This window comes from Streptomyces sp. NBC_00104 (assembly GCF_045160825.1).
In the GTDB taxonomy this organism is placed as follows: domain Bacteria; phylum Actinomycetota; class Actinomycetes; order Streptomycetales; family Streptomycetaceae; genus Streptomyces.
Map to the genome: position 1 here is coordinate 2,209,228 of NZ_CP108215.1, position 24,272 is coordinate 2,233,499.

Below are 24,272 nucleotides of genomic sequence, written 5' to 3' on the forward strand. Positions count from 1 at the left end.
CCTCCGGCCGGAGGAAGCGCCCCACCGTTCTCGTCCCGTATCTCGTCCCTTACGGCCCGCGTTACCCGTGTGACGTCTCCGACGCCTGCGCAGAGTCGTTACTGCAGTTGTTTCACAGGGCCACGCCGAGGAGCGCGTCCACGGCACGCGAGGCGACGCCGGGCGCGCCCTCGTCCGTGCCGCCCCGCTCCTCCTGGAGCGCGGCCCAGCGGTCGACCGCGGCGAGCGCGGTCGGCGCGTCCAGGTCGTTCGCCAGGGCCTCGCGGATCTCCTCGACGAGGGCCTCGGCGGGCGGTCCGTCGGGCCGGGAGACGGCGGCGCGCCACCGGCCGAGCCGTGCGACGGCGTCCTGGAGGACCTGGTCGGTCCACTCCCAGTCGGCGCGGTAGTGGTGGGCGAGGAGCGCGAGCCGTATCGCGGCCGGGTCGACCCCGTCGCGGCGCAGCTTGGAGACGAAGACCAGGTTGCCCTTCGACTTCGACATCTTCTCGCCGTGCAGCGCGACCATCCCGGCGTGGACGTACGCCTTGGCCATGGGGAACTCACCGGTCAGCGCCTGCGCGTGCGAGGCGCCCATCTCGTGGTGCGGGAAGGCGAGATCGGACCCGCCGCCCTGGACGTCGAAGCCCATGCCGAGATGGTCCAGGGCGATGGCGACGCACTCGATGTGCCAGCCGGGCCGCCCGCGTCCGAGGGAGCCGCCGTCCCAGCTGGGCTCGCCCTCACGCGCGGCCATCCAGAGCATCGGGTCGAGGGGGTTCTTCTTGCCGGCCCGGTCCGGGTCGCCGCCGCGCTCGGCGGAGAGCAGCCGCATCGTGGCCGCGTCAAGGCGCGAGACCTTGCCGAAGTCGGGGTCGGACTCGACGGAGAAGTAGATGTCCCCTTCGAGTTCGTAGGCGGCGCCGGAGTCGAGGAGCCGCTCGACGAGCGGAACGATTCCGGGGATGGCCTCGACCGCGCCGATGTAGTGGCGCGGCGGGAGCATCCGCAGGGCGGTCATGTCCTCACGGAAGAGGGCGGTCTCCTTCTCGGCGAGGGCCACCCAGTCGATGGCGTCGCGCGCGGCCCGCTCCAGCAGGGGGTCGTCGACGTCCGTCACGTTCTGGACGTAGTGAACCTGCCGCTTGGTGTCGAGCCACACGCGCTGTACGAGGTCGAACGCGTTGTAGGTCGCCGCGTGACCCATGTGGGTCGCGTCGTAGGGGGTGATACCGCAGACGTAGATACGGGCGACGGGACCGGGGTCAAGGGTGATGAGCCCATCGGTCGCGGTGTCGTGGATCCGAAGGTCGCGGCCCTTGCCGGGCAGGGCGGGGACCTCAGAAGCGGGCCAGGCATGCATGCCACGAGCCTAACCCGATCGCTGCGCCGTTAAGCCGGGCGCCTGTCCACTCGGGGGTACGCCCCGTTTTGGGGTGCGTCTCAGACCGGCGGCCATGCGTCTCAGACCGGCGGCCAGGGGATCGCCGGCCAGTCGCCGCTCGGCTCAGGGTGGCGGCCGCTCTTCAACAGGGCGGCGACCCGCTCCCTCGTGGCGTCGAGCTCCGCCGGTGTGATCAACGAGGACAGCTTGGCGGCGAGCGCCCCGCCATCGCCCAGAGCGTCGCGCAGCCGCTCCAGCACGCCCACGGCCTCCTCCGTGAGCGGCTCCCCCGCCCACCCCCACAACAGCGTCCGCAGCTTGTTCTCGACGTTGAAGGTCACTCCGTGGTCGATGCCGTAGAGCCGCCCCTCGGCGGCGGGCAGCAGATGCCCGCCCTTGCGGTCGGCGTTGTTGACGATCGCGTCGAGGACGGCGAGCCGCCGCAGCCGCTGGTCGTCGGCGTGTACGAGGAGCGCGGTCCTCCCGTCCCCGACCTCCGCGAACCCGACGGCCTTCCAGCCGTCCCCGGCCTCCTCGCCGTCCATGAGGGCCAGCAGCTCGGACCCGGGCTCACCCTCGATCCACAGTTGGCACATGCCCTCCCCGTACGGCCCGTCCCGCAGCACGGTGGGCGGGACGAGCCCCCAGCCGGTCGCCTCGGACACCTCGTACGCGGCGATCTCCCGCTGCGCGAGCGTCCCGTCGGGGAAGTCCCACAGGGGCCGCTCCCCGGCGACGGGCTTGTAGACGCAGGCGGCTTCCCGTCCCTCGTGCGAGACCGTGCAGTACAGCACCGCGTTGGACGCCTCCCGCACCTGCCCGCGCACGGTCAGCTCACCCTCGGCCAGGAGTCTGACCGACGGCTCGATCGACGGGACGGGCGACGACTCGGCGGAGGGGGTCACGCCCCGCGCCGGTATCCGTTCTGGCGCGGACATACGTGTCCCTCCGGATCGAGCGGCAGACTGCACAGCGGGCACGGCGGCCGGCCCGCGTTGACCACGTCGAGGGCGCGCTTGGCGAAGGCCCGGGCCTGGGTGCCGGTGAGGCGGACGCGGAGCATCGGCGGGCCGTTCTCCTCGTCCTGGAGCATCCGCTCCTCCGCCTCGGCCAGGTCCTCCTCCGAGTCGGCGTCCAGCTCGACCAGGGCCTGGGCCTCGACGATCATCCGTTCTTCGTCGCCGTCCCAGGCCAACGCCATGGTGCCGACCCGGAACTCCTCCTCGACGGGGGCCTCCAGCGGCGCCGTGTCCGACACCTCGGTGGGTGCGACGGCCGGCACCGCGGCGCTTCCGCCGCTGCGCCGCACGACCTCGTCGAGCAGTTCGTCCATGCGCTCGGCGAGTGCGGCGACCTGGGTCTTCTCCAGGGCGACGCTGGTGACACGCTGCCCCGAGGAAGCCTGCAGGAAGAAGGTCCGGCGCCCGGGCAGCCCGACCGTACCGGCCACGAAGCGGTCCGGGGGGTCGTAGAGGAACACCTGACGGGACACGTCCTGTCTCCATTGGAATCGACGTCGGGACCGGTCGCGTCGGCTGCTGACTGGCTCAGCGCCGCCGCGAACGCTTCACCCTACTGCGGTTGACGATCACGGTGCCCCCGCACCGCCCCCGACGGTCGCGTCACCGCTCGGGGGCTCCTCGCGCGGCGCCAGGGACGAGAAGTCCCCGGTGTCACCGAGGCGGACGAGAAACGGCCTGAGTCGTGTGTAACGGATCGCGGTGATGGAACACGGTTCCACAGAGATCCGCTGGAAGAGGTCCAGATGAAGTCCGAGTGCGTCCGCGACGAGCGACTTGATGATGTCGCCGTGCGAGCACATCAGATACACGGCGTCGGCGCCGTGCTCGCGCTCCACGCGCGCGTTCCACTCCCGTACCGCCTCGGCGGCCCGGTGCTGCATGGCCCGCATCGACTCGCCGCCGGGAAACTGCGCCGCCGTCGGATACGTCTGTACGACCTCCATCAGCGGCTCGTCCTTCAGCTCGGCGAGCTTGCGGCCGGACCAGTCGCCGTAGTGGCACTCGCCGATGCGGTCGTCGGTGTGCGGGCTCAGTCCGGGCCGGGCGTCGAGGAGCGGACGGATCGTTTCCTGGCAGCGCTGGAGCGGGCTGGTGACGACCTCGGCGATCGGCAGTCCGGCGAGACGGCCGGGCAGCGCCGCGGCCTGCGCGACGCCCCGCTCGTCGAGCGCGACCCCGGGCGTCCACCCGGCAAGCACTCCCTCGGTGTTGGCGGTGGAACGTCCGTGCCGGACAAGGATCAACGTAGGCATGCGCCCCAGCCTAGACGCCCGCCCCACGGCCTCCCTCGGCCCTGTGGACAAGGCCTCTGCGAAAGGAACTCCTGTGATCGTCGACTGCGCCGTCTACCACGACGGGCACCGCACCGAGGGCCCCGACGCCCTGGCCGCGGCCCGCGCCTGTGGCGGCTTCGTGTGGATCGGCCTGCACGAGCCGTCGGAGAAGGAGTTCGCCCTGGTCACCGAGGAGTTCGCGCTTCATCCGCTGGCCGTGGAGGACGCGCTGAAGGCCCACCAGCGGCCCAAGCTGGAGGTCTACGACGACTCGCTGTTCATGGTCCTCAAGCCGGTCGTGTACGAGCCGTCCAGTGACACGGTGACCAGCGGCGAGGTGATGGTCTTCCTCGGCCACGCCTTCGTCGTGACCGTCCGCCACGGCGAGGGCTCGCCCCTGGGTGTCGTACGCCGTCGCCTGGAGCAGGAGCCCGAACTGCTCGGCAAGGGGCCCACGTCCGTGCTGTACGCGATCACGGACGCCACCGTCGACCACTACCTGGACGTGGCGACCGAGCTCCAGACCGACCTGGAGGAGTTGGAGGCGGAGGTCTTCTCCCCCGACCTCGGCGGCTCACGGAACACGGCCTCCCGGGTCTACACCTTCAAACGCCAGGTCCTGGAGTTCCGCCGGGCCACCGGGCCCCTCGCCGCGCCGCTCGTCCGGCTCGCGGGCACGGGCAACCTCACCACCGCGGTGCCCTTCGTCGACGAGACGGCCCAGCCCTTCTTCCGCGACGTCCACGACCACCTCACCCGCGTCAACGAGTCCGTCGAAAGCCTGGACCGGCTGGTCTCCGACATCCTCTCCGCCCACCTGGCGCAGATGAGCGTCCGCCAGAACGACGACATGCGGAAGATCTCCGCCTGGGCCGCCATGGCCGCGATCCCCACCATGGCCGCCGGCGTCTACGGCATGAACTTCGAGCACATGCCCGAACTGCGCTGGGTGTGGTCGTACCCGGCGCTGATGGCGCTGATGGTCGTGACGGAGGTGCTGGTGTACCGGCTCTTCAAGCGCCGGGGCTGGCTGTAGCCCGCCGCGTGCCGCGATGCCGTACGCGCGCGTGGACGAACAGACGAACATGGTCGCCCACGCGCGCGTATCGGGTGGGGAAGGTGCCTCAGGCGAACTCGGGGGCCGCCGTCGCGGGCCCGCCCAGCGCGTCTCGGCGCTCCGGCATCTCCAGCGTGACCATGCGACGCCAGCCGAGGGCACGCTCGTACGCGTACACGGCGCGGATGCCCGCGGCGAGGACGGCCGCCTTGGCCTTCGGCCAGCCCAGGATGCGCCCCATCCGGTCCATCACGGCGAGGCTGACGTCCCGGTGGACGGCGATCTCCGCGAGGGCGCACTCGCGCAGGGTCCGCTGGATGAGGCGGCCGTGTCCGGCGGCCGCGTAGCGCAGTAGTTCCTCGTGGGTGTAGGCGAGGTGGTTGTCCTCGTCGTCGGAGATCATCCGGACGGCCTTGCCGATCTCGGGGTGGCCCACGAAGTGCTTGCGGAGCATCGCCATCTGGTCGGCGGCACGCTGTTCGGTGACCCTGCTGTGGGACAGGTAGACGATGATGTCCGGCACCGTGAGGGCCTGGTCGGCCTTGAGCCTGTCGTGCGCGAGACCGATGCCGCCGCGCTCCAGGAGCATGGTGTAGTCGGTCTCGGGCGGGACCTCCACGGGTTCGAGGCCGCGCTTCTTCATGAGGGCGTTGAAGATCCGCCCGTGCTTGTCCTCGTCGGCACCGTGGCGGCTGATCTTGGGTGCGAGTGCGCGCTCGCTCCGCGGGACGAGCGCGGCGATGCGCGCGTTCTCCCAGCCGCCCTGCGTCTCGCCGCCGGCGGCGATGGAACAGAACAGTCGGAACGACTCGTCGTTGTCGACGATCTCCTGGAAAAGACTCTTGGCCGAAAGCATCTGAGGCACCTCTCTGCAGGGGTCCTGGCAGGGTCCTGCAGAAAACGAGTCAAATGGGGTACACGGAGCCGGGCAACAGCTGTGTCGGACAAATCCGCCGAACGAAGGATGCCGGGGCGGCGCGGACGCGTAACCGAGCGGGCCGCGCCGCGTTGTCCCCGATGACGGCCGTGGCGGGGAAGACCCCCGAGCCCCCACCACGGCCGTAGTACTTTTCGAACCCGCTGTTCGATCCCGCCGTTCGGCGGATTCCCGCTCTCGCCGGCCGCTGCGCCGTTCGGGTTACGCGAGCCCGGCCAGCTCGATGGCCTCGGAGCCGGCCCGGAGCGAGGCGATCCGCTCGTCCAGGGTGAAGCCCGCCGGGGCGAGGGTGAGCGTGGTGACCCCGGCCTCGGCGTAGGCCTTCATCCGGTCGGCGATGCGCTCGACGGAACCGAGCAGCGTCGTCTGGTCGATCAGCTCGTGCGGGATGGCGGCCGCGGCACCGGCCTTGTCGCCGGCCAGGTACTTGTCCTGGATCTCGGCGGCCTCCTTCTCGTATCCCATGCGCTGGGCGAGCTGGTTGTAGAAGTTCTGCTTGCGGCTGCCCATGCCGCCGACGTACAGCGCGGTGTACGGGCGGAAGGTGTCGGCGAGCGTCGTCACGTCCTTGTCGTCGCCGACGGCGAGGGGCAGGGTCGGACAGACGTCGAACCCGTCGAGGGTCTTGCCGGCCTTCTCCCGCCCGGCCCGCAGGTACTTGACTGCCGTGTCCTCCAGGTGTGCGGCCGAGGGGAAGATCAGCAGGGCGCCGTCGGCGATCTCGCCGGTCTGCTCCAGGTTCTTCGGGCCGATCGCGGCGATGTACAGCGGGATGTGCTCACGGGTGGGGTGCACGGTCAGCTTCAGCGGCTTGCCGGGGCCGCCGGGCAGCGGCAGCGTCCAGTGCTCGCCGTCGTGCGACAGACGCTCGCGGGTCATCGCCTTGCGGACGATCTCCACGTATTCGCGGGTGCGGGCGAGCGGCTTGTCGAACTTGACCCCGTACCAGCCCTCGGAGACCTGCGGTCCGGAGACGCCGAGGCCGAGCCGGAAGCGGCCGCCGGAGAGCGAGTCCAGCGTCGCGGCGGTCATCGCGGTCATCGCCGGCTGACGGGCCGGGATCTGGAAGATGGCCGAGCCCACGTCGATACGGTCGGTCTTCGCGGCGACCCAGCTGAGCACGGTGGCGGCGTCCGAGCCGTACGCCTCCGCCGCCCAGCACACCGCGTATCCCAGCCGGTCGGCCTCCTGGGCCACGGCCAGGTTGTCCCCGTCCATTCCGGCGCCCCAGTAGCCGAGGTTGATCCCGAGCTTCATATAGACCCGCCTTCCCCTTACCGATCAGTAACGTCCCTTGTGCCGCCGACCCTACCGGGGGGGACGGGGCCGTGGGGCGAGTGCGGGTGGGGTGTGGCCGGTCGCGCGGTTCCCCGCGCCCCTCAACGGCATGGGGCGCGCCCGGAGTCGACGAACGCGCCCCGGGGAAATCGGTTGTCCACAGGCCCCCACTCCACGAACTCCGGCCAGTAATGTCGGCGTGCATGGAGCAGAGGCATCTCGGCCGTACCGGCCTGCGTGTGTCCCGGATCGGGCTCGGCACCCTGACGTGGGGCCGCGACACGGACGAGCATGACGCCGCGGACATGTTGAAGCTGTTCTGGGAGGCGGGCGGCACCCTCGTCGACACGGCGGACGTGTACGGGGACGGCGAGGCGGAGTATCTGCTCGGGCAGTTGATGGACGGACTGGTGCCCCGCCGCGACCTGGTCATCTCCACGAAGGCCGGCAGTGTCCCGGACCCCGACCGCCGTTTCGACGGCTCCCGCGGCCATCTCCTCGCCGCCCTGGACGCCTCCCTCGCCCGCCTCGGCACGGACTACGTCGACGTCTGGCACATCCACGCCTACGACCCCGGAACCCCGCTGGACGAAACGCTCCAGGCCCTCGACCTGGCCGTCAGCAGCGGCCGCGCCCGTTACGCCGGCGTCTCCAACTTCTGCGGCTGGCAGCTCGCGAAGGCGGCCACCTGGCAGCTCGCGGCCCCGGGGATACGCACCCGCCTGGCCAGTACGCAGTTGGAGTACTCCCTGCTGCAACGCGGCGTCGAGCGCGAGGTGCTGCCCGCCGCGCTGGACCTGGGCGTCGGGCTGCTCCCCTCCTCGCCGCTGGGCCGCGGGGTGCTCACCGCCAAGTACCGCCACATCACGCCCCCGGACTCACGGGGCGGCTCGGAGCACATGGCGCCGTTCGTCGCGCCGTACCTCGACGAGACGGCGACCAGCATCGTGGAGGCGGTGCAGACCGCCGCGGACGGTCTCGCGGTGACCCCGCTCCAGGTGGCCCTCGCCTGGGTGCGCGACCGGCCCGGCGTGGCCGCGCCCATCGTCGGCGCGCGCAACGCGCTGCAGCTCACGGGGGCATTGTCAGTGGAGACCCTTAGTCTTCCTGACGAGATCTGCCGGGCTCTCGACGACGTGTCGGCGCCCGTGCACCGCTATCCCGATCACGACTGGAGCACGCTGTGAGCACGGAGCCCGCGACCACGGAGACGGACGAGCCGGGGGGACGGGGCGACGGGACGCCCGCCGACGGCACCGACGCGCCCGGCGGCGCGCCCGACGACCGGAGCGCCGCCCTCGCGGCGACGCCGGAGGGCGGGGCCACGGCCGAGGGCGAGGCCGCCGAGAGCGGCCCAGCGGGTGGCGCGGGTGCTGCGGGCGGCGACCAGGACGCGGGCGACGACACCCCGACGGCGGCGGACGGTGAGTCGGCGGGCGCCGCCGAGGGCGCCGGCGGCGAAGCCGCTTCCGATGTGTCCGAGGCGCAGGCCGAGTTGGCGGCTCAGCGGCTGGAGCGGGAGCGGATCGAGCGGCGCAAGGCGGAGAAGAGGGCGCCGATCACGAGCGGGGCCAAGCTCAGCGGCACGGCCGCCGATCTGCTGGCCGCCGTACGGGCCGTGGAGGGCGGCGAGAAGCCCACGGCCACTGCCTTCGGCGGGTCGGAGCCCGCTCCGCGCAGGCCCGCGCCGGAGCCGGTGCGGCGACCGCAGCCCGCGGCGCCGGCGGCCACCGCGGTCGCCCCCTCGGGCGAGACGGTGGACGCGGTGCGCGCGGTGCTGGCCGAGGGCGGCGCGCCCGAGGCACTGGTGCCGCAGGTCGCCGAGGCGCTGGGCGAGGGCGCGGGCGCCCGACTGCGCGAGGATCCCTGGCAGTTGCTGCGGGTTCCGGGCGTACGGCCGGAGCAGGCCGACGGGTTCGCGCGGGCGCTGCTCGGCGCGGAGTGCGTCCCGGACGACGAGCGGCGGGGCCGGGCGGTCACCGTGTGGCTGCTGGAGCAGGCGGCCGTCGCCGGGCACACGGCGCTGGAGGCCCCGGCCCTGGCCGCCGCGCTCGCCCAGCGCTCCGTGCCCGACCCCGACGAGGCCGTCCGCAGCACGGTCGCCGAGGGCGAGGCCCTGGTCTTCCAGGACGCGCTCGACGACGCGCCGACCGCGACACGCTCCGCGTCTCCGCCCGCCACGGCGTCCGGCGGCCCCGACACCGAGGACGCCGAAGCGGAGGAAGAGCGCCCGGTCCGCGTCCTCATCGGTCTGGAGCGTTACGCCCTCGCCGAGGAGAGCCTCGCCGACGGACTCGCCCGTGTCATGAACTCCCTTCCCAAGGAGGACCCGACGGACTGGGTCTCGGCGGCCGCGTCGGCACCGCGCCCCGCCGCCGAGCTGATCCGCGCCGTCGCCGGACACGGGCTCGTGCTGCACACCGGCGGCGAGGCGGCCCGCGCGGAACCGGCTGCGCTGGTCACGGCCGCCCGGGCGCTCGGAGTGCGGGCGTACGCGGCGACGCACAGCGCGGACGGGGTCCGACGGTTCACGTCCCAACTGGGCTCCGCCGAGGGAGGCGACACCGTCGTGACGACCCTCGCGGGTCTGCTGTCCGGCGCCGAGGGGCCCGGCCGTGACGCGGACGGCGCGCTCGACCTCGACCTTCTCGTGGTGCTGGACGCGCCCCAGTTGGACGTCGAGACCGCGGCCCTGCTCGCCGAGTCGCTGCCCGACGGGGCCCGGCTGGTGCTCAGCGGCGACCCGGGGGTGCTGTGGTCCGCCGGGCCGGGCCGGGTCTTCACGGATCTGCTCGCCGCCCGCGCCTGCCCGCAGGTCGCCTCGCGGACGCCCGACCCCGGGCCCGTCGGGGAACTGGTCTCCGGGATCGGGATCGGCGAGCTGAACCAGGTCGAGGCGCCCGGCAAGGAGGTCGTGATCGTGCCGGTGCGGGACGCGGGCGAGGCGGTGCACCGGACCGCTCAGCTCGTGGTGGACTCGGTGCCGAGGGCGTTCGGGATTCCCGCCGAGCAGGTGCAGGTGATCACCCCCGGGCATGGTGGCGCGGCCGGTACGCGTGCGCTCAACACCGCGCTCAAGGAGCGGCTGAACCCCGGTCCGGGCCGTTTCGGCGGGTTCGACCCGGGAGACCGTGTGGCCTACTCCCCCGCGCCGGGCCGTACGACACCCGGGCGCGTGGTGCAGGCCGACGCCGAGGGCCTGCACCTGGAGTGTGCGGGCGCGGCCGTCGTCGTACCGAAGGAACGGGTGGAGCAGACCGTGCGGCACGGGTGGGCGCTGACCGCACACCAGGCCGTGGGGCATCGGTGGCCGGCCGCGGTGGTGGTACTGCCGGGAGACGCCGCGCAGGCGCTGACCCGGCCCTGGGTCTACACGGCCTTCGGACGCGCCGAGCGGCACCTGTCCGTGGTGCACGGTGTGGAGCAGGCCCTGCCCCGGGCGGTCGCAGAGGTTCCCGCGAAGCCTCGCACCACACGGCTGCCGGTGTTGTTGACGGCTCAGGTGCCGGCGGCCGAGTGATCATGCCGCGGGGTGGGGCTGGGCGGGGGTGGGTCACGCGGCCCCGGCGCTGACGGGATGCCGCCTGCGCCCACCGGTGCCGCCCCAGCGGCACGACGGCCCGCACCACGGGCCATGCATGCGCGCGCCCCTGGAGCGGCCCGCAGGGCCGTCTTTCAGGGGCGCGGGGAACCGCGCGAGCAACCACGAACAACCCGCGGCCGCCCGCCGACGGACGCCCCGAGCTACTGGGCGCCCCGTAACCGCTACCGGTCAGCGTCCAGCGGTTCGAGTTCCCCGTCCTCGTCCAGCTCCGCTTCGAGCGCGAGGTCGTCGTCCAGGTCGTCGTCATCCGGCTCGTCGTCGAAGACCGCGCTGACGTCGAAGCGGCAGACGACCCTCTGCGGATCGACCCCTTCGAAGGGTGCCTCCAGCCACTCGCCGGGCTCGGCGGTGTCGTCCGCGGCGGTCACCCAGAGCGTGGAGTCGCCCTCCTCCAGGCCGAACTCCTTGTGCCGGGAGGCGATCTCGTCCGGTTCGAACTCACCGAAGAGCAGGCCCAGGGCCCCGTGCACCGTGCTCGCCACCCCGTCGGCGACGGCCGGCTCCTCGGCCGCCTCCACCCGCTGCGCCTGTGCCAGCAGCCGCTGCGGCTCGGCCACCGTGTAGTCCCGGCGGATCAGCACACTGAGCGCGCTGGGTTCCTCGGGGCCGGTGTACGGAGGCAGTTCCTCGGTGCCGGGGATCTCGAAGGGGGTGACCTCGTCATAGCGGTCGTAGAGCAGTTCGTCGTACTCCTCGGCGGCCGCGGCCAGCTCGTTGAACGCCTCGTAGACGGCCGGGTCGTCCTCCCCCGACCGGCGTTCGACCGCGGCCAGGTGGCGGTCGAGCGCGGTCTTGACCGCCTCGGCGGCGGCGCGTACCTCGGCAGCGGTGGGCTGCGCAGCATCAGACATAGTGCAGACGCTATCCGTACCGGGCCCCAGCCCGCACAATAGATACCGATGCCGGAATACGAATTTGTCGACGTGTACGTACCGCGCGGGGTCTCCCGCAAGGACGCCACACGCCTGCTGACGGACCATGCCGAGTACGGACACTGGGAGTTGGACCGACTGAGCCTGCTGCGTGACGGCAGCCGCAGGGTGCGGTTGCGCCGACGGATCATCCGCCAGGTGCGCGCCACGTGGTGAGTGGGCGGAGTGAAACGGAGCGGGCCCCGCTGGTGCGGGGCCCGCTCCGTTTCGGGTGTGCCGGTCCGGCTACAGAGCGGCGGCCCGTGCCTTGCGGTAGATCAGGGCGCCCCCGATCAGTGCGCCCGCGCCCACCGGAAGCGTGAGCCCGAGCGGCAGGTCACCGCCGGTCTGGGCGAGCTGCGCGACGCCACCGGGCTGGGTGACGGTCTGCGTGCCCGGGGTGTTGGTGTCACCGCCGGGGGCCTCACCGCCCGGTGTGCCCGGTTCACCCGGCTCGCCCGGTACCTGCGGGGACGCCTCCTCGGAGTCGCCCGGCGGGTTCTGGTGGCCGCCGCCCGGATTCTCGTGCGCCGCTCCGCCGCCCGAGTTCCCGCAGTCGTTGCCCGTGACCCCGTTGCCGATACCGATCGCACTGATGTTGTTGCCGCACAGGTTGACCGGCACATCGACCGGAACCTGCACGTGGTTGCCGGAGGCCACGCCCGGCGAGCCGCTGGTGCGACCGTCCGCGTGGGAGCCACCGTCCGAGGAACCGTGGCCGCCGTGGCCGTGGTGTCCTCCGCCCCCGCCCCCGCCGTTGTAGCAGTCGTTGTCGGCGGCCGGATTGCCGACGCCGACGACGTTGACGCTGTTGCCGCACACGTTGACCGGCGCGTGCACGGGAGCCTGCACGTGGTTGCCGGAGGCCACGCCCGGTGAATCGGATGCGTGACCGCGGGCCTGGGAGCCACCGTGCGAGGAACCGTGGCCTTCGCCGTCATGGCCGACGCGGGCGTGCTTGCCGCCTCCGCCGTTGGAACACTTGTTGCCCGCCGCCGGGTTGAGCAGCCCGACGACGTTCACCGTGTTGCCGCAGACGTTGACCTCGGCCTCCACCGGCGCCTGCACGGTGTTGCCGGAGAGCACTCCGGGCGAGTTGCCGGCGGAGCCCTGCGCACCGGAGTCGGCGTGCGCTGCACCGCCCGCGGCGGCGAACATGCCGGACGCGGCCGCCACCGTGATGAGGCCTTTGCGGGTGACCTGTCGCATTGCTGAATTACCTGCCTTAGCCCTGTGTTCTGATCTTTCACACCTTGTCCCGAGACCGAGCGGCCCCGGAGTGCATGGCGCGCACTCCGGGGCCGACGGTTACTTCAGCCCCTCACCGGAGGTGAGGCGCAACGTCACTTGTTGATGCAGGTGTTGCCGAAGGCGGGGTTCAGCAGCCCGATCACCGAGATCGTGTTGCCGCACACGTTCACGGGGACGTGAACCGGCACCTGGACGACGTTGCCGGACGCGACACCCGGGGAGCCGACGGCGGCACCCTGGGCCCCGGCGTCGGCGACGGCCAGACCCGCGCCCGCGAGAACCAGGCCACCAGTGGCAGCCGCAGCGGCGACGACCTTCTTGATCATTATTCCTCCTTGTAGGCAAAGCGACCCCAAGTAGCGAGTCACACCACCTGTAACGAGGAGGAGGTAATGGAGCTACGAGCTTATGGTCCGATTCACCCGTCACGGTCGATCTTCGTACGCGCTGCCGAATAGTGGAGTCTCGTTTCAGCACGCGATTCCGGACAGAACAAAGGCGATGAGGGAGCGGTCGGAGACGATCAAGGTCCCGTCGTGGAAGGTCAGGACGCGTCGATGAAACGGTCGAGCACGCGCACGCCGAACTTCAACCCCTCCACCGGCACCCTTTCGTCGACGCCGTGGAACATGCCCGCGAAGTCCAGCTCCGGCGGCAGCTTGAGCGGCGCGAAGCCGAAGCCCCGGATGCCGAGGTCGTCGAAGGACTTGGCGTCCGTACCGCCGGAGAGCATGTACGGGACCGCCTTCGCGGCCGGGTCCTCGGCGAGCAGCGCGGACTGCATGGCGTCGACGATCGCCCCGTCGAAGGAGGTCTCCAGTGCCTTGTCGGAGTGCACGTCCTCGCGCCGCACCTCGGGGCCGAGGATCTTGTCGAGGTCGGCGAGGAACTCCTCCTCGAATCCGGGCAGGAACCGTCCGTCGACATGCGCGGTGGCCTCGCCCGGGATGACGTTGACCTTGTAGCCGGCGCCGAGCTGGGTGGGGTTGGCGGTGTTCCGCAGGGTCGCGCCGATGAGCTTGGCGATACCGCCGAGCCTGGCGAGGGTGCCCTCCATGTCCTCCGGGTCGAGCTCGGTGCCGAGGGCGTCGCCGAGTTCGTCGAGGAAGGCCCGGGTGGTCTTGGTGACCCGCACCGGGAACTGGTGGCGGCCGAGGCGCGCGACGGCCTCCGACAGCTCGGTGATGGCGTTGTCCCGGTGGATCATCGACCCGTGGCCAGCCGTGCCGGCCACGGTCAGCTTCATCCAGTGCATGCCCTTCTCGGCCGTCTGGATCAGATAGAGCCGCCGCTGCTCGCTCACGGTGAACGAGAACCCGCCGACCTCGCTGATCGCCTCGGTGACGCCCTCGAAGAGGTCGGCGTGGTTCTTGACGAGGTGCTTCGCCCCGTACGTGCCGCCGGCCTCCTCGTCCGCGAGGAAGGCGAGCACGATGTCGCGCGGGGGCTTGCGGCCGCTGCGCAGCCGGTCGCGGACGACCGCCAGCGTCATCGCGTCCATGTCCTTCATGTCGACCGCGCCCCGGCCCCAGACACAGCCGTCCGCGACCTCGCCGGAGAACGGGTGGTGGGTCCAGTCCGCCGCGTTGGCCGGTACGACGTCGGTGTGGCCGTGGATGAGCAGCGCGGGCCGGGACCGGTCCTCACCCTCGATGCGGGCCACCGTCGAGGCACGGCCCGGGTGCGACTCGAAGATCTGCGGCTCGAGCCCCACCTCGGCGAGCTTCTCGGCGACGTACTCGGCGGCCTTGCGCTCCCCCGGGCCCGAGTGGTCGCCGAAGTTGCTGGTGTCGATCCGGATCAGCTCGCGGCAGAGGTCGACGACCTCGTCCTCGCCGGTCACGCGCCTGCCCGTGTCCGTCTCACTCACGCTGGTTCCTCCCGCTGTCGCTGCTGGTGGTTCCCCCTCATCCTCCTCCTGCCCGACCGCTCGCCCCAAGACCGGGACCGGCCCGTCACAAGCCGTTCACGCCCGGCCGGACGGGGGCCGGGGTGTGATCGGGGGCCCTCGAAAGCCTGGTAATGTTTCCTTCGTCGCCGCGAGGGAGACCCCGCGCGACAGACACCTTGTCCGGGTGGCGGAATGGCAGACGCGCTAGCTTGAGGTGCTAGTGCCCTTTATCGGGCGTGGGGGTTCAAGTCCCCCCTCGGACACATAGTGGCGAAGGCCGCGACCCTCGGGTCGCGGCCTTCGGGCGTTTACCCCGACGAAATGTGGGCGACGTCTCTCCCCACCGGAAAAACCCCAGGTCACGTCCCTCACCCTCGCCCCTCCGAGTCGCCCGGCGGACGCCCCCGCTTGGCCGACACGACAGGCCGTAGTCACCCGAGCACTAGAGTATTGGGCTTGTTCGGTACCGGTACGGAAATATCCCCAGGCAGACCTGCGGGCCCGCCGGCGCCCCCGGATGGTCCGGGTTCGAGAGGCGAGGATCCGATGGCCGCCGTATACGAGAGTCCTGACCTGACGCTGCTCGACGGAGAGCTGGCGGAGGGAGCCGGGGGGTTCGTCGGGGCGGCGCGGTTCTCGGCCGGTGCCGCGGCCTCCCCGCGCACGCTCGTGGACGTCTTCGAGGCGTCCGTGCGGTCGTACCCGGACGAGCCCGCGCTGGACGACGGGAAGCTGCGGCTGACCTATCGCGCGCTGGCGGTCGAGGTGGAGAACCTGCGGCGGCGGCTGGGGGCGGCGGGGGTCGGGCTCGGGGACCGGGTCGGGGTGCGGGTGCCGTCGGGCACCAATGAGCTGTATGTCGCCATCCTCGCGGTGCTGGCCGCCGGGGCCGCCTATGTGCCCGTCGACGCCGAGGACCCCGAGGAGCGGGCCGAGCTGGTGTTCGGGGAGGCGGAGGTGCGGGCGGTCATCGGGGCCGGGCACCGGCTGACCGTCGACGGCGCGTCCGACTCGCCCGCCGCGCGGCCCGGGGTCGAGCACGACGCGTGGATCATCTTCACGTCCGGGTCGACGGGCAGGCCCAAGGGTGTGGCTGTGAGCCACCGCAGCGCCGCCGCGTTCGTGGACGCCGAGGCGGAGCTGTTCCTCGCCGAGGAGCCGATCGGGCCCGGGGACCGGGTGATGGCCGGCCTCTCGGTGGCCTTCGACGCGTCCTGCGAGGAGATGTGGCTGGCCTGGCGGTACGGGGCCTGTCTGGTGCCGGTGCCGCGCTCGCAGGTCAGGAGCGGTGCCGATCTGGGGCCCTGGCTGGTCGAGCAGGAGATCACGGTCGTGTCGACCGTGCCGACGCTGGCCGCGCTGTGGGAGCCCGAGACGCTCAACGACGTACGGCTGCTGATCTTCGGTGGTGAGGCCTGCCCGCCGGAGCTGGCGCAGCGGCTGGTCACGGAGGGGCGCGAGGTCTGGAACACGTACGGGCCGACCGAGGCCACCGTCGTCGCCTGCGCCTCGCTGATGTCCGGCGAGGAGCCGATCCGGATCGGGCTGCCGCTCGACGGCTGGGAGCTGGCGGTCGTCGACGAGGCCGGGGAGCCCGTGCCGATGGGTGGCAGTGGGCAGCTCGTGATCGGCGGGGTCGGGCTCGCGCGGTATCTCGACGCCGAGAAGGACGCGGAGAAGTACGCGCCGCTGGAGTCGCTGGGCTGGGAGCGGGCCTACCGCAGTGGTGACCTGGTGAAGGCCGAGCCCGAGGGGCTGGTCTTCCTCGGGCGGGCGGACGAGCAGATCAAGCTCGGCGGGCGGCGGATCGAGCTGGGCGAGGTCGACGCCGCGTTGCAGGGGCTGCCCGGTGTCGCGGGCGCCGCGGCCGCCGTTCGGACCGCGCGGAGCGGGAATCAGCTGCTCGTCGGGTACGTGGTCACCCAGGACGGGTGGGACCGCGCGACGGCCGTCGAGAAGCTGCGGGCGGAGCTGCCGGCCGCGCTGGTGCCGCTGCTGGCGCCGGTGGCGGAGCTGCCGACCCGGACGTCGGGGAAGGTCGACCGGAACGCCCTGCCGTGGCCGTTGGCGGATCTGGAGCCCACCGGGCCGGCCGAGCAGTTGTACGGGACCGAGGCGTGGCTCGCCGAGCAGTGGGCCGAGGTGCTGGGGATCGCCGTCGGCGGCGCGGGGGACGACTTCTTCGCGATCGGCGGCGGCAGCCTGGCCGCGGCGCAGCTGACGACGCGGTTGCGGAGCCGGTACCCGAACGTCGCGGTCGTGGACGTCTACCAGCGGCCCACGCTCAGGAAGCTGGCCCGGTATCTGGAGGAGTCGGGCGAGGAGGACGGTCCCAGGCGGGCCGTGGCACCCGTGCCCGTCCGGGCACGGCTCGTCCAGCTCCTGCTGCTCGTCCCCTTGTTCACGCTGCTCGGTCTGCGGTGGGTCGTCCCGCTGGCAGCGCTCGGGAATCTGCTCGCGCCGTACGCCTGGCTGCCGGCCGCGCCCTGGTGGGCCGTGGCGGCCGGGGCGGTGCTGTTCTTCACACCGCCGGGGCGGCTGGCGATCGCGGCGGGCGGGGCGCGGCTGCTGCTGCGAGGGGTCGAGCCGGGGCGGTACGCGCGCGGCGGGAGCGTGCATCTGCGGCTGTGGGCGGCCGAGCGGCTGGCCGAGTTCAGCGGGGCGACCTCGCTGACCGGGGTCTGGCTGGAGCGGTACGCACGGGCGCTGGGCGCCAGGATCGGGGCCGATGTCGACCTGCACACACTGCCGCCGGTGACCGGGATGCTCAAGCTCGGGCGGGGTGCGGCCGTGGAGTCCGAGGTGGACCTCTCCGGGTACTGGCTGGACGGGGACCGGCTGGAGGTCGGGCCCGTCAAGGTGGGCGGCGGTGCGGTCGTCGGGACGCGGAGCATGCTGCTGCCGGGGGCCAGGGTCGGCAAGCGGGCCGAGGTGGCGCCCGGGTCCGCCGTCGTCGGGCAGGTTCCCACCGGGCAGCGCTGGGCCGGGGCGCCCGCGGTCAAGCTGGGCAAGGCGAAGCGGAACTGGCCCAAGGAGCGGCCGCAGCGGGGCTTGTTCTGGCGGATGTCCTACGGCGTGACGGGGGTCGGGCTGACCGCGCTGCCGGTGCTCGCCGGGGTCGCCGCGCTGACCGTGCTGAGTCTGTTCGTGGCCCCGGACGCCGGGCTCGGCGAAGCCCTGCGGGGAGCGGCGCTCGGGCTGGTGCCGGCGACGCTCGCGTTCGGGGCGGCGTACGCGCTGCTGCTGCTCGTCGCCGTACGGCTGCTGAGTCGGGGGCTGCGGGAGGGCACGCATCCCACGCACAGCAGGGTCGGGTGGCAGGCGTGGACGGTCACGCAGCTGATGGACCGGTCGCGGCAGACGCTGTTCCCGCTGTACGCCGGGCTGGTCACGCCGGTGTGGCTGCGGCTGCTCGGGATGCGGATCGGGAAGGGCGCCGAGGTGTCCACCGTTCTCGCGCTGCCGAGTCTGACGACGGTCGGGGACGGGGCGTTCCTCGCGGACGACACGTTGACCGCGCCGTACGAGCTGGGTGGTGGCTGGCTGCGGATCGGGCGGGCGGAGATCGGGCGGCGGGCGTTCCTCGGGAACTCCGGGATGACCGCGCCGGGGCGTTCCGTGCCGGACGGCGGGCTGGTCGGTGTGCTGTCGGCGACGCCGAAGAAGGCCAAGAAGGGCAGCTCGTACCTGGGGCTGCCGCCGGTGAAGCTGCCCCGGTCGGCCGCGGACGGTGACCAGAGCCTGACGTACGAGCCGCCCGCGCGGCTGCTGTGGGCGCGGGCCCTGGTGGAGCTGTGCCGGATCGTGCCGGTGTTCTGCTCGGCGGGCCTGGCGCTGCTGACGGTGGCGGCGCTGAGTGTGCTGGGCGGCTGGGCGTGGCTGCTGGGCGGGGTCGTGCTGCTCGGCGCGGGTGTGCTGGCGTGTGCGGTGTCCGTCGTCGCGAAGTGGCTGCTCGTGGGGCGGCACCGCAGCGGTGAGCATCCGCTGTGGAGCGGTTTCGTGTGGCGCAACGAGCTGGCGGACACCTTCGTGGAGGTGCTGGCCGTGCCGTGGCTGGCCGGGTCGGTGCCCGGTACGCCGGTGCTGAACGTGTGGCTGCGCGGGCTCGGGGCACGCATCGGCAAGGGGGTGTGGGTGGAGAGTTACTGGCTGCCCGAGACCGATCTCGTCACGCTCGGCGACGGGGCCACCGTGAACCGGGGATGTGTCCTCCAGACCCACCTCTTCCACGACCGGATCTTGCGGACGGATACTGTTGAACTCCGTGAGGGTGCCACCTTGGGCCCCGGCGGAATCGTCCTGCCCGGCAGCGTGGTCGGGGCCCGCACCACCTTGGGGCCCGCGTCGCTGGTCATGGCCGCGGAGTCCGTTCCCGACGACACGCGGTGGCTGGGCAACCCGATCGAAGCATGGCGCCGCTGAGTGCGGCTCGTGCGGCGTCGGGTGACTCGGGGGACGATGGACGTCGTACGAGAGCGAAGCGGGGAGCAGAAGCGGCAGTGGCGGTTCAGCAGTCAGTGGGTCCGGACCCGTACTTCCCGGCGAACGGCGATTCCCGTTACCGGGTGCATCGGTACGAGCTGGCTGTGGACTACCGGCCGGGGCCGAACCGGCTGTCGGGCACCGCGCGGCTCAACGCCATAGCGGGCCGGGTCGCGCTCGCCGAGTTCCAGCTGAACCTCGCCGACTTCAAGATCGGCCGGGTGCGGGTCGACGGCCGGGCGCCGCACTACACGCACCGGGGCGGCAGGCTGCGCATCCGGCCCGCCAAGCCGATCCGGCCGGGGGCCGCGTTCACGGTCGAGGTCCACTGGTCGGGCAACCCCAAGCCGGTGAACAGCCCCTGGGGCGGGCTCGGTTGGGAGGAGCTGACCGACGGGGCGCTGGTGGCGAGCCAGCCGGTCGGGGCGCCGTCCTGGTATCCGTGCAACGACCGGCCCGCCGACAAGGCCTCGTACCAGATCTCGGTCACGACGCCGTCCGCGTACCAGGTGGTGGCGGGTGGGCGGCTGCTCACCCGTACGGCGAAGGCGTCCACGACGACGTGGGTGTACGAGCAGTCGGCGCCGACGTCGAGCTATCTGGTCGGTCTGTCGATCGGCAAGTACCAGACGGTGCTGCTGGGTGATCCGAGGCCCGGCGGGGTGCCGCAGCACGGCCACATCCCGGCCCCTCTCCTCACGGAGTTCTCCCGGGACTTCGCGCGGCAGCCGGCCATGATGGAGCTGTTCGAGGAGCTCTTCGGGCCGTACCCCTTCGGGGAGTACGCGGTGGTGGTGACCGAGGAGGAGCTCGATGTCCCGGTCGAGGCACAGGGGTTGTCGCTGTTCGGCGCCAACCATGTGGACGGGGCGCGGGGTTCGGAGCGGCTGGTCGCGCACGAGCTGGCGCATCAGTGGTTCGGCAACAGTGTGTCCATCGCCGACTGGCGGCACATCTGGCTGAACGAGGGGTTCGCCAAGTACGCCGAGTGGCTGTGGTCGGAGCGCTCCGGCGGCCGTACGGCGCATCAACTGGCCGCCGCCGCCCACCAGAAGCTCGCCGCGCTCCCCCAGGATCTCCGGCTGGCCGACCCGGGCCGCAAGCTGATGTTCGACGACCGGCTCTACGAGCGCGGCGGTCTCACCGTCCACGCGGTCCGCTGCGCGCTCGGCGACGACGCGTTCTTCCGGATGCTGCGCGGCTGGGCGACGGTCCACCGCGGCGGCGCCGTCACGACGGCCGGTTTCACCGCCCACGCCGGGCGCTACGCGGACGGACCGCTGGACGCCCTGTTCAGGGCGTGGCTCCAGGAGCCCGCCCTCCCGCCGCTGCCCTCACCGAGAAGCCCCGGGGTCCCGGCGCGACCGCCGTATCCGCCGACGAACGCGGGCTCGGCGTAGGCAGGCCGCGACGCGGGGCTGCGCGGGTGGTGAGCCACCCGCCGACGCGGGCTCGTGCCGGGGCCTTGAGCCGCCTGCCGACGCGGGCCCACGCGTGGGCCTTGAGCCACCCGCCGACGCTGGCTCGGTGCAGGCCGCGACGCGGCCCGTGCGGGGCGGGGTTCGCGGGGCGGGCAGAATGGCGTCCATGTCGTCGCGCCGCAGTGGTTCCAAGGCCAGGTCGAAGAGTGCTTCACGCGTCTCCTCGCCGACCCCTCGCACCTGCCCCTGCGGGCTGCCCGAGGCGTACGAGGCCTGCTGCGGCCGCTATCTCTCCGGTACCGCCGCCGCACCGACCGCCGAGGCCCTGATGCGGTCGCGCTACAGCGCGTTCGTCGTGCGCGACGAGGCCTACCTCCTGCGCAGCTGGCATCCCCGGACGCGGCCCGCCGACGTCACCTTCGACACGACCATGCGCTGGACCGGCCTGGAGATCCTCGACACCCACGACGGTTCCCCCTTCCACACCACCGGCACGGTCACCTTCCGCGCCTCGTACCGGGGCGGCTCGATGCACGAGCGCAGCCGGTTCGAGCGGGTGGACGGGGCCTGGGTCTATGTGGACGGCGAGTTCCCGGCAGAAGCCCCCTAGGTCCCCCTAGGTCCCCCTAGATCCCGTCGGCGGCCTTGCCGAACCAGCGGACGAGGTGGTCGTCCCCAGCCGCAGGATCACAGCTCCGACGGGCCCGTGGTTGCAGGGCGAATCCGGGGTATCGGCTTGGCTCGGCTTGGCCGGGTCGAGCTCCTGGGTCAACCGGCCGTCGCCGACTAGCCGTTGGGTGCCAGTATGTCCAGTTCCTGGAGGGCGCCCACGGTGATTTCCCGGGTGAGTCGTTCGGCTCGGGCGGCGTCGCGTTCGCGGATGGCTTCGGCGACCTGGACGTGGAGGGTGACGGCGGCGGGATCGGGGTCGTCGAACATGACGGCGTGATGGGTGCGGCCGGCGAGGACCTCCTCGACGACGTCGCCGAGGCGGGCGAACATCTCGTTGCCGGAGGCGGTGAGGATCAGGCGGTGGAAGGCGACGTCGTGGTGGAGGTAGCCCTCCAGTTTGTGGCCGCGTGAGTGGGCGACCATGCCGATGGCGCATTCGGTGAGCGCGGCGCACTGATCGGCCGTGGCGTTGCGCGCGGCGAGCCCCGCGGCGATCGGTTCGACGGCCGAGCGCAGGACCGTGAGCGAGCGCAGCTGGCGCGGGCGGTCCGCGCCGGCCAGGCGCCAGCGGATGACCTGGGGGTCGTAGACGTTCCACTCGACGGACGGGCGGACGATCACGCCGACCCGGCGGCGGGACTCGACCAGGTGCATGGACTCCAGTACGCGGACCGCCTCGCGCATCACCGAGCGGGACACCTCGAAGGTCTGGGCCAGTTCGTCCGTGCGCAGCACACTCCCCGGCGGGTACTCGCCCGCCGTGATCGCCGGTCCGAGGGTTTCCAGTACTCGGCCGTGCAGCCCTCGGCCCGGTGTGCTCATGGGGATCAGGGTACGAGGAGGGGAGCCCGGAGAAAAAGTCAGACTTATTTGGGTCCGGGGCTTGAATTCGTCGTACCTAATGCGTTTCAGTGTCGTCGACGTCGGTGACGTCCCAGATGTCGACGAAGACAGCGAGGTAGTGATGCGTACCCCTCACGTCGTCGTGGTGATGGGCGTGGCAGGGACCGGGAAGACCACGATCGGCCCCCTGCTCGCGGCCCGGCTCGGCGTTCCGTACGCCGAGGGCGACGACTTCCACCCCGAGGCCAACATCGCCAAGATGTCGGCCGGGACACCGCTGGACGACACGGACCGGTGGCCGTGGCTGGACGCCATCGGCGCGTGGGCCCACGGCCGGGCCGGACTCGGCGGAGTGGTCAGCTGTTCCGCGTTGAAGCGCGCGTACCGGGACCGGCTGCGGGCCGCCGCGCCCGGAGTCGTCTTCGTGCACCTCGCCGGTGACCGTGCGCTCATCGAGGACCGGATGTCCCACCGGCAGGGCCACTTCATGCCCACGGCGCTGCTCGACTCGCAGTTCGCCACGCTGCAGCCGCTTCAGGCGGACGAGGCGGGTGTCTCGGTCGATGTGTCGGGCGCGCCCGAGGAGATCGCCGAGCGGGCGGTCACCGCGCTGCGGGAGTTCGACCCGGCGACGTCGTAGACACCTGTCGCCCCGTCTGTCGTTCTCTCTGCCTCGGTCTCTCTGCCTCGGTCCCTCTGTTTTCGTTCCCTCTGTTCTCGTTCTCCGACTCTCCCCCAACTTCCCCCCATACAAGGATTCACCGTGACCAGACTCAACGTCGAGCTGCTGGCAGCGGACCCCGTCGAGCCGATCACCTCGGCAGGGCACGCGCAGCTGGGCATCGCCGTACTGGCGGGCATCGCCGTCATCGTCGTGCTCATCACCAGGTTCAAGGTGCACGCCTTCCTGGCACTGACCATCGGCTCGCTCGCGCTCGGCGCGTTCGCCGGGGCGCCGCTGGACAAGGCGATCGCGAGCTTCACCGCCGGACTCGGGACGACCGTGGCCGGGGTGGGTGTACTCATCGCGCTGGGCGCGATCCTCGGCAAGCTGCTGGCGGACTCCGGGGGCGCCGACAGAATCGTCGACACGATCCTCGCGAAGGCCGGCGGACGGGCGATGCCGTGGGCGATGGTGCTGATCGCCTCCGTGATCGGGCTGCCGCTGTTCTTCGAGGTCGGGATCGTGCTGCTCATCCCGGTCGTCCTGATGGTCGCCAAGCGTGGCGACTACTCGCTGATGCGCATCGGTATCCCGGCCCTCGCCGGTCTGTCCGTCATGCACGGGCTGATCCCGCCGCACCCCGGTCCGCTGGTCGCGATCGACGCGGTGCAGGCCAACCTCGGTGTCACGCTGGCGCTGGGACTGCTGGTGGCGATACCGACCGTGATCATCGCCGGGCCCCTGTTCTCGAAGTACGCGGCCCGCTGGGTGGACGTGCCCGTCCCCGAGCGCATGATCCCCGCGCGTGCCTCGGAGGAGCTGGAGAAGCGGCCCGGGTTCGGCGCGACCATCGCGACCATGCTGCTGCCGGTGGTGCTGATGCTGGCCAAGGCGCTGGTGGACATCGTCGTGGACGATCCCGAGCAGATGGTCCAGCGGATCTTCGACGTGGCCGGCTCGCCGCTGATCGCGCTGCTCGCGTCCGTGATCGTGGGCATGTTCACGCTGGGGCGGGCGGCCGGGTTCACCAAGGAGCGGCTGGGGTCGACCGTCGAGAAGTCCCTCGCGCCCATCGCGGGCATCCTGCTGATCGTCGGCGCCGGTGGCGGGTTCAAGCAGACCCTCATCGACTCCGGGGTCGGGCAGATGGTCCTGGAGATCTCCGAGGACTGGTCGATCCCGGCGCTCGTCCTGGCCTGGCTGATCGCGGTGGCGATCCGGCTGGCGACGGGTTCGGCGACCGTCGCGACCATCTCGGCCGCGGGGCTGGTGGCCCCCCTGGCCGCGGACATGTCGACGACCCACACGGCCCTGCTCGTGCTGGCGATCGGCGCCGGCTCCCTCTTCTTCAGCCACGTCAACGACGCCGGGTTCTGGATGGTGAAGGAGTACTTCGGGATGACCGTCGGCCAGACCATCAAGACCTGGTCGGTGATGGAGACGATCATCTCGGTGGTGGCGGGGGCGATCGTGCTGCTGTTGTCGCTGGTGATCTAGGCGTACCGGACTCTGGTGATCCGGGCGTACAGGACGCCGGTGATCCAGGCGTACGGGACGCCGGTGATCCAGGCGGTACCGGACCGGGGACTCCCGGCTGTGTCC

At 72.0% G+C, this 24,272-nt stretch carries 20 protein-coding genes and 1 tRNA gene; 10 read left to right on the plus strand and 11 right to left on the minus strand.

What is annotated here, in order from left to right; all coding sequences use genetic code 11:
- Positions 1-112: 112 nt before the first annotated feature.
- The 4 genes from mshC to OG272_RS09610 form a co-directional block, all read right to left on the minus strand.
- Positions 113-1,342 (minus strand): cysteine--1-D-myo-inosityl 2-amino-2-deoxy-alpha-D-glucopyranoside ligase, encoded by a 1,230-nt coding sequence (gene mshC / locus OG272_RS09595; RefSeq protein WP_327730474.1) that lies wholly within the window; start codon positions 1,340-1,342, stop codon positions 113-115.
- Positions 1,343-1,443: 101 nt separating this feature from the next.
- Complete coding sequence (locus tag OG272_RS09600; protein ID WP_327730473.1) at positions 1,444-2,301, minus strand: SCO1664 family protein; 858 nt, start codon at positions 2,299-2,301, stop codon at positions 1,444-1,446.
- Entirely contained in the window at positions 2,265-2,855 is a 591-nt protein-coding gene (locus OG272_RS09605) for a DUF3090 domain-containing protein (RefSeq protein ID WP_326583942.1), read from the minus strand. Before OG272_RS09605 ends, OG272_RS09600 begins: the two co-directional genes overlap by 37 nt.
- Positions 2,856-2,951: 96 nt before the next feature.
- On the minus strand, positions 2,952-3,638 hold the full coding sequence (locus tag OG272_RS09610; RefSeq protein ID WP_327730472.1) for a histidine phosphatase family protein: 687 nt from the start codon (positions 3,636-3,638) through the stop codon (positions 2,952-2,954).
- A 73-nt stretch (positions 3,639-3,711) separates the two neighbouring features.
- On the opposite strand from OG272_RS09610, the gene corA reads away from it, so the two are divergent.
- Entirely contained in the window at positions 3,712-4,695 is a 984-nt protein-coding gene (corA, locus tag OG272_RS09615) for a magnesium/cobalt transporter CorA (RefSeq protein WP_405893074.1), read from the plus strand.
- An 88-nt stretch (positions 4,696-4,783) separates the two neighbouring features.
- Here corA and OG272_RS09620 read toward each other — a convergent pair whose 3' ends face one another.
- Both OG272_RS09620 and OG272_RS09625 read right to left on the minus strand, forming a co-directional pair.
- Complete coding sequence (locus OG272_RS09620; protein WP_327730470.1) at positions 4,784-5,572, minus strand: ferritin-like domain-containing protein; 789 nt, start codon at positions 5,570-5,572, stop codon at positions 4,784-4,786.
- A gap of 282 nt (positions 5,573-5,854) precedes the next feature.
- Positions 5,855-6,910 carry an LLM class F420-dependent oxidoreductase gene (locus tag OG272_RS09625; RefSeq protein WP_327730469.1) on the minus strand — a complete coding sequence of 352 codons (1,056 nt, stop codon included), beginning with the start codon at positions 6,908-6,910 and terminating at the stop codon, positions 5,855-5,857.
- 224 nt (positions 6,911-7,134) lie between these two features.
- Between OG272_RS09625 and OG272_RS09630 the strand changes: the two genes are divergently transcribed.
- Both OG272_RS09630 and OG272_RS09635 read left to right on the plus strand, forming a co-directional pair.
- A complete protein-coding gene (locus OG272_RS09630; protein ID WP_326583937.1) occupies positions 7,135-8,118 on the plus strand; it encodes an aldo/keto reductase in 984 nt (327 codons plus the stop codon).
- Entirely contained in the window at positions 8,115-10,451 is a 2,337-nt protein-coding gene (locus OG272_RS09635; protein WP_405893077.1) for a helix-hairpin-helix domain-containing protein, read from the plus strand. The genes OG272_RS09630 and OG272_RS09635 overlap by 4 nt, the downstream gene beginning before the upstream one ends.
- 245 nt (positions 10,452-10,696) lie before the next feature.
- On the opposite strand, the gene OG272_RS09640 is transcribed toward OG272_RS09635, so the two are convergent.
- Positions 10,697-11,386 (minus strand): hypothetical protein, encoded by a 690-nt coding sequence (locus tag OG272_RS09640; RefSeq protein ID WP_326583935.1) that lies wholly within the window; start codon positions 11,384-11,386, stop codon positions 10,697-10,699.
- A 48-nt stretch (positions 11,387-11,434) separates the two neighbouring features.
- On the opposite strand from OG272_RS09640, the gene OG272_RS09645 reads away from it, so the two are divergent.
- Positions 11,435-11,623 carry a DUF5703 family protein gene (locus tag OG272_RS09645; protein WP_005485166.1) on the plus strand — a complete coding sequence of 63 codons (189 nt, stop codon included), beginning with the start codon at positions 11,435-11,437 and terminating at the stop codon, positions 11,621-11,623.
- A gap of 69 nt (positions 11,624-11,692) precedes the next feature.
- On the opposite strand, the gene OG272_RS09650 is transcribed toward OG272_RS09645, so the two are convergent.
- The 3 genes from OG272_RS09650 to OG272_RS09660 form a co-directional block, all read right to left on the minus strand.
- Positions 11,693-12,655, minus strand: coding sequence for a chaplin family protein (locus OG272_RS09650; protein WP_405893079.1), 963 nt, complete (start codon positions 12,653-12,655; stop codon positions 11,693-11,695).
- Positions 12,656-12,789: 134 nt separating this feature from the next.
- Positions 12,790-13,023, minus strand: a complete 234-nt coding sequence (chpH, locus tag OG272_RS09655; protein WP_326583932.1) for a chaplin ChpH — start codon at positions 13,021-13,023, stop codon at positions 12,790-12,792.
- A 218-nt stretch (positions 13,024-13,241) separates the two neighbouring features.
- Complete coding sequence (locus tag OG272_RS09660; RefSeq protein ID WP_327730466.1) at positions 13,242-14,567, minus strand: M20/M25/M40 family metallo-hydrolase; 1,326 nt, start codon at positions 14,565-14,567, stop codon at positions 13,242-13,244.
- Between the two features lie 199 nt (positions 14,568-14,766).
- On the opposite strand from OG272_RS09660, the gene OG272_RS09665 reads away from it, so the two are divergent.
- From OG272_RS09665 to OG272_RS09680, 4 genes are all read left to right on the plus strand, one after another.
- Positions 14,767-14,851, plus strand: a tRNA-Leu gene (locus OG272_RS09665).
- A gap of 283 nt (positions 14,852-15,134) precedes the next feature.
- Complete coding sequence (locus OG272_RS09670) at positions 15,135-19,010, plus strand: Pls/PosA family non-ribosomal peptide synthetase (protein ID WP_405893081.1); 3,876 nt, start codon at positions 15,135-15,137, stop codon at positions 19,008-19,010.
- A gap of 77 nt (positions 19,011-19,087) precedes the next feature.
- Complete coding sequence (locus tag OG272_RS09675) at positions 19,088-20,470, plus strand: M1 family metallopeptidase (protein WP_327730464.1); 1,383 nt, start codon at positions 19,088-19,090, stop codon at positions 20,468-20,470.
- Between the two features lie 187 nt (positions 20,471-20,657).
- Entirely contained in the window at positions 20,658-21,101 is a 444-nt protein-coding gene (locus OG272_RS09680; RefSeq protein ID WP_405893083.1) for a YchJ family protein, read from the plus strand.
- Positions 21,102-21,277: 176 nt separating this feature from the next.
- Here the strand turns inward: OG272_RS09680 and OG272_RS09685 are convergent, their stop codons facing one another.
- On the minus strand, positions 21,278-21,985 hold the full coding sequence (locus tag OG272_RS09685; RefSeq protein ID WP_326583927.1) for a FadR/GntR family transcriptional regulator: 708 nt from the start codon (positions 21,983-21,985) through the stop codon (positions 21,278-21,280).
- A 142-nt stretch (positions 21,986-22,127) separates the two neighbouring features.
- Here OG272_RS09685 and OG272_RS09690 point away from each other — a divergent pair, with 142 nt between their 5' ends.
- Together OG272_RS09690 and OG272_RS09695 are read left to right on the plus strand one after the other, a co-directional pair.
- The gene (locus tag OG272_RS09690; protein ID WP_327730463.1) at positions 22,128-22,646 is read left to right on the plus strand and encodes a gluconokinase; all 519 of its coding nucleotides are present in this window, start codon (positions 22,128-22,130) and stop codon (positions 22,644-22,646) included.
- A 123-nt stretch (positions 22,647-22,769) separates the two neighbouring features.
- Positions 22,770-24,167, plus strand: a complete 1,398-nt coding sequence (locus OG272_RS09695) for a gluconate:H+ symporter (protein WP_327730462.1) — start codon at positions 22,770-22,772, stop codon at positions 24,165-24,167.
- Positions 24,168-24,272: the final 105 nt, after the last annotated feature.

Excerpts from the sequence above, each read along its gene's own strand:
- OG272_RS09645 (WP_005485166.1), top strand. The coding sequence starts at position 11,435 with ATGCCGGAATACGAATTTGTCGACGTGTACGTACCGCGCGGGGTCTCC.
- OG272_RS09630 (WP_326583937.1), top strand. The coding sequence starts at position 7,135 with ATGGAGCAGAGGCATCTCGGCCGTACCGGCCTGCGTGTGTCCCGGATC.
- OG272_RS09690 (WP_327730463.1), top strand. The coding sequence starts at position 22,128 with ATGCGTACCCCTCACGTCGTCGTGGTGATGGGCGTGGCAGGGACCGGG.
- chpH (WP_326583932.1), bottom strand. The coding sequence starts at position 13,023 with ATGATCAAGAAGGTCGTCGCCGCTGCGGCTGCCACTGGTGGCCTGGTT.
- mshC (WP_327730474.1), bottom strand. The coding sequence starts at position 1,342 with ATGCATGCCTGGCCCGCTTCTGAGGTCCCCGCCCTGCCCGGCAAGGGC.
- OG272_RS09670 (WP_405893081.1), top strand. The coding sequence starts at position 15,135 with ATGGCCGCCGTATACGAGAGTCCTGACCTGACGCTGCTCGACGGAGAG.
- OG272_RS09640 (WP_326583935.1), bottom strand. The coding sequence starts at position 11,386 with ATGTCTGATGCTGCGCAGCCCACCGCTGCCGAGGTACGCGCCGCCGCC.
- OG272_RS09620 (WP_327730470.1), bottom strand. The coding sequence starts at position 5,572 with ATGCTTTCGGCCAAGAGTCTTTTCCAGGAGATCGTCGACAACGACGAG.
- OG272_RS09600 (WP_327730473.1), bottom strand. The coding sequence starts at position 2,301 with ATGTCCGCGCCAGAACGGATACCGGCGCGGGGCGTGACCCCCTCCGCC.
- OG272_RS09685 (WP_326583927.1), bottom strand. The coding sequence starts at position 21,985 with ATGAGCACACCGGGCCGAGGGCTGCACGGCCGAGTACTGGAAACCCTC.
- OG272_RS09650 (WP_405893079.1), bottom strand. The coding sequence starts at position 12,655 with ATGCGACAGGTCACCCGCAAAGGCCTCATCACGGTGGCGGCCGCGTCC.
- OG272_RS09625 (WP_327730469.1), bottom strand. The coding sequence starts at position 6,910 with ATGAAGCTCGGGATCAACCTCGGCTACTGGGGCGCCGGAATGGACGGG.
- OG272_RS09680 (WP_405893083.1), top strand. The coding sequence starts at position 20,658 with ATGTCGTCGCGCCGCAGTGGTTCCAAGGCCAGGTCGAAGAGTGCTTCA.
- OG272_RS09610 (WP_327730472.1), bottom strand. The coding sequence starts at position 3,638 with ATGCCTACGTTGATCCTTGTCCGGCACGGACGTTCCACCGCCAACACC.